This window comes from Sphingomonas arantia, assembly GCF_042682045.1.
Taxonomy (GTDB): Bacteria; Pseudomonadota; Alphaproteobacteria; order Sphingomonadales; family Sphingomonadaceae; genus Sphingomonas_R; species Sphingomonas_R arantia.
Map to the genome: position 1 here is coordinate 303,240 of NZ_JBHUGS010000003.1, position 12,875 is coordinate 316,114.

Genomic DNA, 12,875 nt, shown 5'->3' on the forward strand with positions numbered 1-12,875 from the left:
GCCTGTCGAGAACTCTGCGCAGAGTTCTCGACAGGCTCGAACCAAACGGATCAGTACACAGTCGGAAGCCCCTCAGATCCCAACCTCTTCCAACGACAACAAAGTCGCATTACCGCCCGCCGAGGTCGTATCGGTCGACGTCACCCGCTCCGCCGAAAACCGCGGCAGATAATGCGGCCCGCCCGCCTTCGGGCCGGTCCCGGACAGACCCTCCCCGCCGAACGGCTGCGACCCGACGATCGCGCCGATCATCGACCGGTTGACGTATAGATTGCCGACCTTCGCCAGCGCCTCCACCGTCTCCGCGCCGCGCGCGATGCGGCTATGCAGCCCCATCGTCAGCCCGAACCGGCCGGCATTCACGCGCTCCACCGTCTCGGCCAGCGCGCCTGCCTTCCACGTCGCGACATGGATCACCGGCCCGAACCACTCCTCGGTCAGCTGCTCGATCGTATCGATCCGGATCACCGTCGGCGGCACGTACAGCCCGTCCGCCGGCACCTGCACCGTATGCACGGTCCGCGCGGCCATCGCCGCCCGCCGCGCCATCAGCCGGTCGTAGGACGCCTGGTCGATCACCGGGCCGACATCGGTCGCCGGGTCAGCCGGGTCGCCGATCACCAGCGTATCCATCGCGCCGGCCAGCATTTCCAGCGTCCGCTCCGCGATCTCCTCCTGCAACAACAGCAGCCGCAGCGCGGAACAGCGTTGCCCCGCGGACCGGAACGCGGACGCCACCACATCGGCCACCACCTGTTCCGGCAACGCCGTTGAATCGACGATCATCGCGTTGATCCCGCCCGTCTCGGCGATCAGCGGCACCAGCGGCCGCGCGTCATCCTCCAGCAGCCCGCGTGCGATCCGCCGCGCGGTGCCCGTCGATCCGGTGAACGCCACGCCCGCCACGCGCACGTCGGCGATCAGCGCGGCGCCCTCCTCCGGCCCGCCCGGCAACAGCACCAGCGCATCGGCCGGTACGCCCGCCTCATGCGCCAGCGCCACGGCCCAGCCCGCGATCGCCGGCGTCTGCGGCGCGGGCTTCGCCACCACCGCATTGCCCGCGACCAGCGCGGCTGCCACCTGCCCGAGGAAGATCGCCAGCGGGAAATTCCACGGCGCGATGCACGCCCACACGCCGCGCCCTTCGTGGCGCAGCACGTTGCGCTCCCCCGTCGGCCCGGGCAGCTCCTGCGGCGCCAGCACGCCGCGCGCCTGCAACGCATAATAACGGCAGAAATCGACCGCCTCGCGCACCTCGCCCAGCGCATCGCCGATCGTCTTGCCCGCCTCCTGCACCGCCACCGCCATCAGGTCGCCGCGATGCGTCTCCAGCAGGTCCGCCAGCCGCTCCAGCGTCGCCGCGCGCTGCTCCAGCGGCGTCCGCGACCAGACCGCAAAGCCCCGCACGGCCCGATCGACCGCCGCCTTGGCGGACGTCTCCGTCCCCCCGCGCCCGGCCGGAACCGCGTCGGTCCGTGGCGCGGGTGTCTTGGCAACGACCGCCGCCACCTCCGCCAGCACCGTCCGGTCCTGCAGATCCAGCCCCGCACTGTTCCGCCGCACCCCGAACAGGTCGATCGGCAGCGGGATCGACGGATGCCGCGTCCCGCCCACCGCCCGGATCTTGTCGACCGGATCGGCCAGCAGCTCCGCATCGCTCAGCCCCTCGTCGGCCAGCTGATGGACGAAGCTGGAATTCGCCCCATTCTCCAGCAACCGCCGAACCAGATAGGCGAGCAGATCGCGATGCCCGCCCACCGGCGCATAGATCCGCGTCTTGTACCCGCGCTCGCGCACCAGCGTCTCGTACAGCCCCTCGCCCATCCCGTGCAGGCGCTGGAACTCGAAATCGCGCGCGTTGCCCGCCCATTCCATGATCGTCGCGACAGTCAGCGCATTGTGGCTGGCGAATGCCGGATAGATGTTGGTCGCGTCCAGCATGTCGCGCGAACATGCCATGTACGACACGTCGGTCGCCGCCTTGCGCGTGAACAGCGGGTAATCGCTGAGCCCCGCCTCCTGCGTCCGCTTCACTTCGCTGTCCCAGTACGCGCCCTTCACCAGCCGTACCGCGATCCGCCGGTTAGTCGCCGCACCCAGCTCGTTCGCCCACGCCACCGCCGGCCGCGCCCGCTTGCTGTACGCCTGGATCGCCATGCCGAACCCGTCCCAGCCCTTCAGCTTCGGCAGCCCCGCCACTGCGGAGATGATCGCGAAGCTCATCTCCAGCCGTTCAGACTCCTCGGCATCGACGGTCAGGCCGATCCCCGCATCCGCCGCCTGCACCGCCAGCACCTCCAGTTTCTCGGTCAGCGCGGGGACGCACGCGTCCCACTGCCCGACCTCGTACCGCGGGTGCAGCGCGGACAGCTTGACCGAGATCGAATGGCCCTCCTTCGCCGCACGCCCGACCTCGGCGATCGCATCCTGGTAGGACCGGAAATAGCGCTCCGCATCCGGATAGGTCCGCGCCGCCTCGCCCAGCATGTCGAAACTGGCGGTGAACCCGCGATTGTCCTTTGTGCGCATCCGCTTCAGCGCCTCGTCGATGGTCCGCCCCATGACGAAGATCTCGCCCATCATCTTCATCGCGGCGCCCACCGCCTGCCGCACGAACGGTTCGCCCGCGCGCGATACCAGCCGCTTCAACGCGCCGCCCTGCCCGGCATCGCTCACCAGCGCGCGGCCGATCACCAGCCCCCAGGTCGCCGAATTGACCAGCGACGAATGCGACTTGCCGGTGTGCGCGCGCCAGTCCGCATCTCCCAGCTTGTCGGCGATCAAGCGGTCCGCCGTCTCTGGATCCGGCACGCGCAGGAACGCCTCCGCCAGGCTCAGCAACGCGACGCCCTCGGACGAATTCAGCCGATATTGTTGCAGGAACTGGTTCACCCAGCCCTCGCGCTGCGCGGTGCGCAGGTCGCCGAGCAACCCCATGCTGTGCGCCACCACCCGTTCGCGACTCGACGTGTCGAGCGCTGCGGTCGGCAACAACGTGTCGAGCACGTCCGGCTCCGGCGCACGGTGCAGTGCGCGCAACGAGGACAGGACGGCGGGGGACGCGGAAAACATGGGCGCGGTGGTCCTTGCGACGGATCGACGCAGTTGACGTAAACGTCAAGCTACGCCTAGAGACAGTCAAGCCATAGCCCCAAGGATCGCCGCCCGGAAGATGGCGGCACCGAACAGGAGTGAGACCGAATGCCCACCGTGCAGGATCTGCAAGCCAAGGTCGGGGAGGTCGTCGGCACATCCGACTGGATCCAGATCGACCAGCCCCGCATCCAGGCATTCGCCGACGCGACGGACGACCACCAGTTCATCCATGTCGATCCCGAACGCGCGAAGATGACCCCGTTCGGCGGCACGATCGCGCACGGCTTCCTGACGCTGTCGATGCTGACCGCACTCGCCGAACGGCTGCCCGACAGCCGGATCGAGGGCGTGAAGATGGGCATCAACTACGGCTTCGACAAAGTCCGCTTCCTCACCCCCGTCCCCGCCGGCGTCCGCATCCGCGGCACGTTCAAGCTCCTCAGCCTGGAGGAAAAGCGCCCCGGCCAGTGGCAGCAGACCCAGGAAGTGACGGTCGAGATCGAGGACCAGAAGAAGCCCGCGCTGATCGCCGAATGGATCGCGCAGTTCTTCATCTGAGCTGTCCTGTTCGCCGCTCCCTGCCCGACTGCCGTCACCAGCACATCTGACCCGAGGACCCCACCATGCGTGAAGCCGTCATCGTCGCCACCGCCCGCACCCCCATCGGCCGCGCCTATCGCGGGGCGTTCAACGCCACCCCCTCCCCCACGCTTGCCGCGCACGCCATCCGCGCTGCGGTCGAACGCTCGGGCGTCGCGCCCGACCAGATTCAGGACGTCGTGATCGGCGCCGCGCTGCAACAGGGGGTCCAGGCCACGATCGGCCGCACCGCCGCACTCCGCGCCGGACTTCCGGTGACCGTCGCCGGCATGTCGGTTGATCGCCAGTGCGCCTCCGGGCTCCAGGCGATCGCCATCGCCGCGTCGCAGATCATCGTCGACCGCGCCGACATCGTCGTCGCCGGCGGCGTCGAATCGATCTCGATGGTCCAGACCCCCGACATGCGGCTCGGCCCCGATCACGAGCTGATCGCGATGCATCCCGACGTCTACATGCCGATGCTCCAGACCGCAGAGATCGTCGCCAGCCGCTACGGCATCTCGCGCGCCCGGCAGGACGCCTACGCCCTCCAGTCGCAGCAGCGCACCGCCGCCGCACAGGCCGCCGGCCGCTTCGACGCGGAGATCATTTCCGTCACCGCGACGATGAACGTCGTCGACAAGGCGACCAAGCAGGTCTCTCAGAAGGAAGTGACGCTCACCAAGGACGAGGGCAATCGTCCGGAGACCACGATCGAGGGCCTGAACACGCTCGGCCCCGTCATGGGCCCCGACGCCAACATCACCGCCGGCAACGCGTCGCAGCTGTCCGACGGCGCGTCCGCCTGCGTCGTGATGGAACGCGCCGCTGCGGAGAAAGCCGGCAAGGCCCCGCTCGGCCGCTATGTCGGCATGGCCGTCGCCGGCACCAAGCCGGACGAAATGGGCATCGGCCCGGTCTATGCCGTGCCCAAGCTGCTCGAACGGTTCGGCCTCACCGTCGGCGACATCGGCCTGTGGGAACTGAACGAGGCGTTCGCCGTCCAGGTGCTCTACTGCCAGGACGTGCTCGGCATCCCCGACGAACTGCTCAACGTCGACGGCGGCGCGATCTCCATCGGTCACCCCTACGGCATGTCCGGCGCCCGCATGGTCGGCCACGCCCTGATCGAAGGCAAGCGCCGCGGCGCCAAGCACGTCGTCGTCACCATGTGCGTCGGCGGCGGCATGGGCGCAGCCGGCCTGTTCGAAGTCCTGTAAGCGAACTTCTAAAGCCCCCTCCCTTTCAAGGGAGGGGGTTTGGGGGTGGGTGCGACAGCACCACAAGCGCGCCAGCCGGGGCAGCACGCAACGCCCTTGCCACCCCGATCCCATCATGGTGCATTCCGCACCATGCGCCATCGCCCGCCTTTCCGAACCCTCGCACACGACTGGCGCGCGCCCGCTTTCCTCCTCGCGCTCATCGTCGTCGCGCTGGTCGCGGGCCGCTTCCTCGACATCCACCGCGCCTCCCTCGCCGGAACACGCGAAGATGCCGCACGGCGCGCTGCCACGCGCACCCATTATGCCGTCCAACCGCCCGCCCGTGGCGACGGCGTCCCGCTGCTCCCCGACATCACACAGCTGGCGCCCGACGGCCTGCGCATGGTCGTGGACACCAGCTTCCTCGATACTGCGTGGGCCGTCGCCATCCGCCATCCGTTGCCGAACGGGCCCGCATCCGGCGAACTCCTCGTCATGCGCGATGCTCCGGGCACGTTCGCGCGCCAACCGTTCGCCCGTAGCGCCTTCACCCTGTCCGGGCGCGACCACAGGATGCTCACCCGATCGATCGACCTCACTTTGGCAAACTATCCGGGCGAGGCCGGCTTCTGCCTCGACGGCACGCACGTCTGGATCGAACGCGCCGCGAACGGCTCTTATGCCTCGATCGACAGCAACTGCGCCGCGATCGGCGAAACCACGGCCAAGATCCTGCTCACGACGCTCCTGAAACTTCCGTCCAGACAGGCAACCCCGTCTGCATCCGGCTGGGCCGACCGCACCGCACTCGACGCCGTTCTCGCTGCGAAGGAACCGCGCACACTCAAACCGGTTCTCCCCGTAACCAATAGCCAAGGAGAGCCATCATGGCCGACGACGCAAGCATCGAAGCCCGTTTCTGGAAAGACCTGAAGGCCAGCCCGTTCGTCATGCTCGGCGTCGAGGGAACGCGCGACGGCCATACCCAGCCGATGACCGCGCAGTTCGAAGGTGAGTCCGGCCCAATCTGGTTCTTCGCGACCAAGGACAACGGCCTGACCAAGGCGCTGTCCGAATCGAACCGCGCGATCGCGACCTACACCGGCAAGGGTCACGACCTGTTCGCCAGCATCCACGGCACGCTGTCGGTCGACACCGACCGCGCGAACGTCGATCGCCTGTGGAGCCCGCAGGTCGAGGCCTGGTACAAGGGCGGCACGGCCGATCCGAACCTCGCGCTGCTCCGTCTCGATACCGAGCGCGCCCGGCTCTGGCTCGGCGGTTCCTCGTTCGGCGCCGCGATCGAACGGCTGTTCGGCAAGGATCCGAAGGACAGCTACAAAGACAATGTCGCCGAAGTGACGCTCTGATCGTCCTTCCTGACCGTCGCTAAGCAAAAGCGCCCGCCCCGCATCACCGCGGGGCGGGCGTTTCCTTATCCGATCGACCGGACGATCAAGCCGTCGGCACGCCCGACCCGCCCGCCCGCGGGATCGCCCGCGGTTCCGCCGCCGGCCGCAACGCCTGCGGCAGGATCCGCGCCCGCTTCTCGAACGCCGCCGCCACCGCCGGCCGCTTCAGGAACGCCGTCCACAGCGCGCGCAACCGCGACCCGTTCCGCACCCACAACGCGTCCTCGGGCTGGAACTGGTCCGCGATCATCGCCGCCCCGTCCGCGGTCGCCAAAGTTGCGACCGCGACGGTCTCGGCCGCCCCGTCCTCCTTCGCGCACAACGACGCCTCGATCGCCGCCGCCGGATTGTCGTCCGGCTTTGCCCGCAGCGCCGCGGTCACGACCTTCGCCTCGCCCGCCCGACCCAGCGCCGCCAGCGAGCAAGCCTCGGTCCGGCGCAGCCATGCCGCACCCCACGGGCTCAGCGCCGGCCCGCCCTGCGTCAGCCCCGCCCGCGCCGCGGTCAGCGCGTCGGCCGCGCGGTCCGCCTCGTCCAGCGTCTCGGCCAGCGCGATCATCCCCGACACCGCAACCGGTGTCCGGACGAAATCGAGCGTCGCGAACGGCTGCAACCGGGCGATAGCCGCCGCCCGCCCGCCGGTCATGCCCAGCGCCTGCGCATCGAGCCGCACGGTCGACACCGCATCCTCGCCCATCCCGTTCGCCACCGCGACGCTCGCCGCCGTCTCGGACGCCTCGCGATACCGGCCGAGCAGCACGAACGCGCGCACCGCCCCCAGCCGCGTCTGCGGATCGTCGGGTTGCGCCGCGAACGCCGCCAGCCGGTCAGTCGCGAACGCATCGATCGCGCGCCCCGACTGCGGCCCCATCTGCTCCTCAAGCTGGGGCCAGATCGGCGCATGGTCGCGCAGGATCGCCAGTTCGAACAGCGACTCGGGCGATGTCACGCGCGGCAGGATCTGCCCCGCCTCGACCACCTCGCCACGCCGCACCAGCACCGACACCGCCGCCTCGGCCACGTCGCCGCGCAATTCGGGAAGGTCGGTCGGCTGCCAGTCCGCGCGCGCCAGTGCCACCGCGATCCGGTCGCGCAACGCGATGTCCTTCGACTCCGACAATGTCTGGTTGATCGCGCGCCATAACCGCCCGGAAATGCCGCTCAGCCCGTCCGGCGTCTTCTCCGCCAGCACTGCGAGCTGCTCGCCCGCGCCCTTCATGTCGCCCGCGTCCGCCGCGATCAGAATGCCGAACCCGCGCACGATCGGGTTCGTCGGTTCCGCCTTCACAAGCTCGGCCTGCACCGCGGCCAGCTCGCCACCGCGCCCCGCCGGTGCCAGGCAATTCAGCCGCAGCAGCTGCACCGCATTCCGGTCCGCCCCCGGCGCCAGCCCCGGCACCACCGGGTCGAGCCGAGCCAGCAACCCGGCGCAATCGCCCTTCTGCCCCAGCGCATAGGCCTCCGCGATCGCGGTCCGCACATCGCCCGACGGCTTCGCGACCCCCGCCTGCGGCACCGGCACCGGCACCGGAACCGCCCCGGCCGCCGTCCCGCACAGAATCAGCGCCAGGAACGCCGCACGGTCAGCGCGCATCATGCGCGACGATCCAACCCTCGACCACCGGCGCGATCACGTCGCGCCACCGCCGCCCGTTGAAGATCCCGTAATGGCCGACCCCCTCGGCCATGAAATACTCCCGGTGTTCCTCCGGCAATGCGGTCGCCAGCGTCAGCGCCGCCTTGGTCTGCCCGATGCCGGAGATATCGTCGCGCTCTCCCTCGATCGCCAGCAGGCCGATGTCGGTGATCGCACCCGGGTCCACGCGCCGCCCGCGGTGATAATATTCGCCCTTCGGCAGGGCATGCTGCTGGAACACCAGGTCGATCGTCTGGAGGTAGAATTCGGCGCTCATGTCGCAGACCGAACGATATTCGTCGTAGAACGCCTTGCTCGCGTCCGCACTGTCACCGTCGCCCGCGACCAGATGCTTGAACATGTCGAAATGGCTGACCAGGTGGTTGCCCAGGTTCATCGCCATGAACCCGGTCAGTTGCAGGAAGCCCGGATACACGCGCCGCCCGCCGCCCGGATAATAATAAGGCACCGTGGCGATCACATTCTGTTCGAACCACGCATGCGGCCGCTGCGTCGCGACCGTGTTGACGCTCGTCGGCGCCTCGCGCGTGTCGACCGGCCCGCCCATCATGGTCAGCGTCGCCGGCCGCGCCGGGTGCCGGTCCGCGGACATCAAAGCCGCGGCGGCATAGGCCGGCACGGACGGCTGGCACACCGCCAGCACATGCGCACGACCCGATCCGTCGGCGCTCATCGTCTCCAGGAATTGCACCAGATAATCGACATAATCGTCCAGATCGAACGTCCCGTCGCTCAGCGGTACCAGCTTCGCATCGCGCCAGTCGGTGATGTGCACGTCATGCCCCGGCAGCATCCGCTCCACCGTCCCGCGCAGCAACGTCGCATAATGGCCCGACATCGGCGCGACGATCAACAGCTTGGGCGCACCCTCGACGCCCTCGCGCCGGAACCGCTTCAGCTGCCCGAACGGCAGGCGCAGTACGATCTCCTCGGTGACCGCGACCTCGCGCCCGTCGACCACCGTCTTGTCCAGCCCGAACGCCGGTTTGCCGTAGGTCGCCGACGCATGCGCAAAAACGTCGAAGCCCGACGCCACCACCGGCCCGAACTTCGTATGGGCCATCGGGTTGACCGGGTTGGCCATCCATTCGGCACCCAGCGTGGCCAGCGCACTGGCCCCCGCCATCATCGTCCGCTGCATCTCGTAGGCGGCGTAAAGCATCAGGCATCCTCACATCGGCGGTCGCCCGTCCGGACGATCAAGATAACAACGCCGAATACACCGATTTGATGCACCGCACCACAGACCGCCCGCGGGCGTGCCTTATCGTCCCAGTCCCCAACGTCGCGCTTACCGCCCTGCCGCCTTCATGCTAGGCGGCGGCATGGACAAGCCCGACGTCGCCCCCGCCCGCAAGATCGGTTCGCTGCTGCTGGTCTGGCGGTTCGCCACCGTCTACAAGGGGCACCTCGCCGCCGCGATCCTCGCGCTCATTGTGGCCGCCACCGCGACGCTCGCGATCCCGAGCGGGTTCAAGCTCGTCATCGACCGCGGCTTCTCCGCCGGCACCGGCGATATCGGCCGTTATTTCCAGTATCTGCTGCTGATCGTCGCGGTGCTCGCCGCCGCCACCGCGCTGCGCTTCTACTTCGTCTCCTGGCTCGGCGAACGGGTCGTCGCCGACGTCCGCACCGCGACGCAGCGCAACCTGCTGGCACTCGCCCCGCGCTTCTTCGAGGAGAACCGCCCGTCCGAAATCGCGTCGCGGCTCACCGCCGACACGTCGATCATCGAACAGGTCGTCGGTACCACCGTCTCCGTGGCGCTCCGCAACATCGTCGTCGGCATCGGCGGCATCATCTACCTCCTCACGCTCGCGCCGAAACTCACCGCCATGCTCCTGCTCGGCATCCCGTTCGCGATTCTGCCGATCGTGTTCATGGGCCGCCGCGTCCGCATCCTGTCGCGTTCGACGCAGGACCGGATCGCCACCGTCGGCACGATCGTCGCCGAAACCCTGGGCGCGATGAAGATCGTCCAGGCATTCGGTCAGGAAAAGCGCGAGGGCGACCGCTTCGCCACCGCGGTGGAGGATGCGTTCCAGACCTCGCGCCGCCGCATCCGGCTCCGCGCGATCATGACCGCGATCGTCATCCTCGTCATCTTCGGGTCGATCGTGCTCATCATGTGGCAGGGCGCGCTCGACGTCGCCGCGGGCCGCATCTCCAGCGGCACGATCGCCGCGTTCGTTTTCACCGGCGGGCTCGTCGCGGGCGCATTCGGCGCGCTGACCGAGGTGTACGGCGATCTGCTGCGCGGCGCGGGTGCCGCCGGCCGCATCGCCGAACTGCTGTCCGAAGTGCCCGAGATCCGCGCACCCGCGAACCCCGTGCCGCTCCCCACCCCGTCGCAGGGCCGGCTCGCGTTCGACCGCGTCTCGTTCCGTTACCCGACCCGGCCGGAGGTGAAGTCGCTCGACGATTTCACCCTCGCGATCCGCTCCGGCGAAATGGTCGCGCTGGTCGGCCCGTCGGGTGCCGGCAAGTCCACCATCTTCCAGCTGGCGCAGCGTTTCTACGATCCGGGCGAAGGCACCGTGTCGATCGACGGCGTGGCACTCCCCGCCACCGATCCCGCCATGATCCGCGACCGCATCGCGATGGTGCCGCAGGAAACGGTGATCTTCGCCGCCTCCGCCCGCGACAACCTCCGCTACGGCCACTGGGACGCGGACGATGCCGCGCTCTGGTCCGCCGCCGAAACCGCCAACGCCGCCGAATTCCTCCGCGCGCTGCCCGACGGGCTCGACACTTATCTCGGCGAAGGCGGCGCGCGGCTGTCCGGCGGTCAGCGCCAGCGGCTCGCCATCGCCCGCGCGGTCCTGCGCGACGCCCCGCTGCTGCTGCTCGACGAGGCGACCTCCGCGCTCGACGCCGAATCCGAACGCCATGTGCAGCAGGCGCTCGAACGGCTGATGGCCAACCGCACCACGCTCGTCATCGCGCACCGCCTCGCCACGATCCGCATGGCCGACCGCATCGTCGTGATGGACGGCGGTCGCATCGTCGAACAGGGCACCCACACTGAACTGATCGGCGGCGGCGGCCTCTACGCCCGCCTCGCCCGCCTCCAGTTCGACGACGCCGCCTGATACCTCAAGCCGGCGTCGCCACCACCTCGACAACCTCGAACGCGTAGCTCCGCCACCCGCGCACCTTCGCCGCATCCGCCGCCGCCGCGCGCTTGCCTTTCGCCTCGGCCAGCGACTTGGCATGCCCCCAGAACACCTCAGTCCGGTCCCCCTCCAGCACCGCGACGATCCGCCAGTAATGCGTGAACGGCATGCCCGTCGGCCCGATCGTCTTGACCGTCCCGTCCGGCAACGTCGCCGTCAGATACTGCTTCCGCTTCGCCATGGTTACGCCATCCCCGCGATCGCCCCCGATCGCAAGCGGCCGTTGTTCGGTCCTGGGTCCGGCGCGACGCATCCGACCGTCATTTGGGACCGCGCGACGTTCCCACTTTCCAATGTATGATCGATAACTTCGAGAAAGCAGAAACGGGGACAGATTTCGAGACTTTGCAGCCTGTCCGTAGCCGTAACGGCGAACCGAGGAGAGCTTTTCGATTCTACGTTCGTTTGCGGAGAACGCGATCCGGCCGCTGTCTGCACGACACGGCCGCGGGCTATTGCCTACCGGGCCGACGATGCGCAGGTGCCTGCACGGGGGCCGACACATGGAAGAAGTCAGGATCAAACGGGGATGGGGGTGGCTGCTACTGGCCACGCTCATTCTCTCGACCATCGGCGATGAAATCTCGCTGATCACACTGATGTTCCGCACCGCCGGCGATCGCACCCCTTTTGCCGTGCCGATGCTGCTTGTTGCGCAGTTGTTACCGGGACTGGCGGCGATGCCCTTCATCGGGCGGCTCGTCGACGACCGCGATGCCGGAAAGCTGTTGGTCGCAACCGCGCTGGCCAACGCCGTCATCCTCACCTGGATGGCTTGGCATCCTGACCAAGTCTCCACCATATTGGGGGCTGGCATCCTCAGCATCTCGTTCGCGGTCGGCGGCGCGGCCAGCTTCGCGCTCATACCCGTCCTAGCCGCAGGTCTTGGCATATCGCTGTCGAGGGCAAACGCGGTGCAGGAGTTCGTACGCAGCGGCGGGATGTTGGCAGGACCGGTTGCAGGCGGCGCGTTGGTCGCATGGGGCGGCACCGCAAACGCGCTGCTGATCGATGCCGCCAGTTTTGCGCTCCTGGGTGCGGTCGTACTCGGAAGCGGCGTGCGCCGTCCTGTCGAACCGACGGGAGGAGAAGCGCGGACGCTCTTGTCCGAGTACCTGCCGATCCTGCGCAACCGCAGGATTACAGTCATGGTCGGCGCTCTGACGATCGGTGTCTACGCGACCGCGATCGCCGATGTCGCGTTCGTGTTCCTCGTCACGGTGTCATTGGCAGCAGGACCAACTGCCTTCGGTTTGTTGACCGCCTGCTGGGCGGGGGGAATGATGGTCGGGGCCGGTCTCGCCGGTACGGTCTCGATGGATCGTCCTGCGTCGATTGCGTTTGTTTCCATCACCGTGATGGGTGCCACGATGTTGGCAATCGGGGTCGCGGGAACCACGATGGTGGCCGGTCTTATGCTTGTTGGGATCGCATTCGTTATTGGCGGCGGCGCGAACAGCGCTCACAATGTCGCGGTACGGACGATGCTCCAACAGGAAGCGCCCCCGGGGGCACGTGGCAAGGTCGCAGCGATCTACGGGGCCGCAACGAGCACCGCGAGCATACTCGGCTACATGACCGGGGGCCTGTTCACGCCAGACAACGCGACTGGTGCCTACGTCCTGGGCGGCGCTCTCGGCGTCCTGGCCGGGCTCCTCGGTTGGCTGCTCTTCAGTTTAGCTAGGCCGAAAGACACCTGACCGCGGTCCAGCGAACATGGCCATTCCCGGAACTTAATTCCCCGCGGGGAAAC

General features: G+C 68.5%; 10 protein-coding genes. 6 read left to right on the forward strand and 4 right to left on the reverse strand.

Translation table 11 applies throughout. The annotated features are described in order from the left end of the window. Positions 1-72 precede the first annotated feature (72 nt). On the reverse strand, positions 73-3,072 hold the full coding sequence (gene putA / locus ACFSGX_RS12860; RefSeq protein WP_380930461.1) for a bifunctional proline dehydrogenase/L-glutamate gamma-semialdehyde dehydrogenase PutA: 3,000 nt from the start codon (positions 3,070-3,072) through the stop codon (positions 73-75). A gap of 129 nt (positions 3,073-3,201) precedes the next feature. Here putA and ACFSGX_RS12865 point away from each other — a divergent pair, with 129 nt between their 5' ends. The 4 genes from ACFSGX_RS12865 to ACFSGX_RS12880 all read left to right on the forward strand — a co-directional run bounded on the left by ACFSGX_RS12865 (position 3,202) and on the right by ACFSGX_RS12880 (position 6,247). Further along, complete coding sequence (locus ACFSGX_RS12865; RefSeq protein WP_157176368.1) at positions 3,202-3,654, forward strand: MaoC family dehydratase; 453 nt, start codon at positions 3,202-3,204, stop codon at positions 3,652-3,654. 65 nt (positions 3,655-3,719) lie between these two features. Continuing rightward, positions 3,720-4,895, forward strand: a complete 1,176-nt coding sequence (locus ACFSGX_RS12870; protein WP_380930463.1) for an acetyl-CoA C-acyltransferase — start codon at positions 3,720-3,722, stop codon at positions 4,893-4,895. Between the two features lie 132 nt (positions 4,896-5,027). Next, positions 5,028-5,810, forward strand: coding sequence for a hypothetical protein (locus ACFSGX_RS12875; RefSeq protein WP_380930464.1), 783 nt, complete (start codon positions 5,028-5,030; stop codon positions 5,808-5,810). After that, positions 5,765-6,247, forward strand: coding sequence for a pyridoxamine 5'-phosphate oxidase family protein (locus ACFSGX_RS12880; protein ID WP_380930465.1), 483 nt, complete (start codon positions 5,765-5,767; stop codon positions 6,245-6,247). Before ACFSGX_RS12875 ends, ACFSGX_RS12880 begins: the two co-directional genes overlap by 46 nt. A gap of 85 nt (positions 6,248-6,332) precedes the next feature. On the opposite strand, the gene ACFSGX_RS12885 is transcribed toward ACFSGX_RS12880, so the two are convergent. Together ACFSGX_RS12885 and ACFSGX_RS12890 are read right to left on the reverse strand one after the other, a co-directional pair. Beyond that, positions 6,333-7,886, reverse strand: coding sequence for a hypothetical protein (locus ACFSGX_RS12885; RefSeq protein ID WP_380930467.1), 1,554 nt, complete (start codon positions 7,884-7,886; stop codon positions 6,333-6,335). After that, positions 7,873-9,108: a polyhydroxyalkanoate depolymerase gene (locus ACFSGX_RS12890; RefSeq protein WP_380930468.1), complete on the reverse strand. Its 1,236-nt coding sequence runs from the start codon at positions 9,106-9,108 to the stop codon at positions 7,873-7,875. The genes ACFSGX_RS12885 and ACFSGX_RS12890 overlap by 14 nt, the downstream gene beginning before the upstream one ends. Before the next feature lie 163 nt (positions 9,109-9,271). Here ACFSGX_RS12890 and ACFSGX_RS12895 point away from each other — a divergent pair, with 163 nt between their 5' ends. After that, a complete protein-coding gene (locus ACFSGX_RS12895; protein ID WP_380930470.1) occupies positions 9,272-11,038 on the forward strand; it encodes an ABC transporter transmembrane domain-containing protein in 1,767 nt (588 codons plus the stop codon). 4 nt (positions 11,039-11,042) lie between these two features. On the opposite strand, the gene ACFSGX_RS12900 is transcribed toward ACFSGX_RS12895, so the two are convergent. Further along, positions 11,043-11,303 (reverse strand): hypothetical protein, encoded by a 261-nt coding sequence (locus ACFSGX_RS12900; RefSeq protein WP_380930471.1) that lies wholly within the window; start codon positions 11,301-11,303, stop codon positions 11,043-11,045. 322 nt (positions 11,304-11,625) lie between these two features. Here ACFSGX_RS12900 and ACFSGX_RS12905 point away from each other — a divergent pair, with 322 nt between their 5' ends. Then, on the forward strand, positions 11,626-12,822 hold the full coding sequence (locus tag ACFSGX_RS12905) for an MFS transporter (RefSeq protein WP_380930473.1): 1,197 nt from the start codon (positions 11,626-11,628) through the stop codon (positions 12,820-12,822). The last annotated feature ends 53 nt before the right edge of the window (positions 12,823-12,875 follow it).

Coding starts and splice junctions, on each gene's coding strand:
- putA (WP_380930461.1), bottom strand. CDS start 3,072: ATGTTTTCCGCGTCCCCCGCCGTCCTGTCCTCGTTGCGCGCACTGCAC.
- ACFSGX_RS12865 (WP_157176368.1), top strand. CDS start 3,202: ATGCCCACCGTGCAGGATCTGCAAGCCAAGGTCGGGGAGGTCGTCGGC.
- ACFSGX_RS12870 (WP_380930463.1), top strand. CDS start 3,720: ATGCGTGAAGCCGTCATCGTCGCCACCGCCCGCACCCCCATCGGCCGC.
- ACFSGX_RS12875 (WP_380930464.1), top strand. CDS start 5,028: ATGCGCCATCGCCCGCCTTTCCGAACCCTCGCACACGACTGGCGCGCG.
- ACFSGX_RS12880 (WP_380930465.1), top strand. CDS start 5,765: ATGGCCGACGACGCAAGCATCGAAGCCCGTTTCTGGAAAGACCTGAAG.
- ACFSGX_RS12885 (WP_380930467.1), bottom strand. CDS start 7,886: ATGATGCGCGCTGACCGTGCGGCGTTCCTGGCGCTGATTCTGTGCGGG.
- ACFSGX_RS12890 (WP_380930468.1), bottom strand. CDS start 9,108: ATGCTTTACGCCGCCTACGAGATGCAGCGGACGATGATGGCGGGGGCC.
- ACFSGX_RS12895 (WP_380930470.1), top strand. CDS start 9,272: ATGGACAAGCCCGACGTCGCCCCCGCCCGCAAGATCGGTTCGCTGCTG.
- ACFSGX_RS12900 (WP_380930471.1), bottom strand. CDS start 11,303: ATGGCGAAGCGGAAGCAGTATCTGACGGCGACGTTGCCGGACGGGACG.
- ACFSGX_RS12905 (WP_380930473.1), top strand. CDS start 11,626: ATGGAAGAAGTCAGGATCAAACGGGGATGGGGGTGGCTGCTACTGGCC.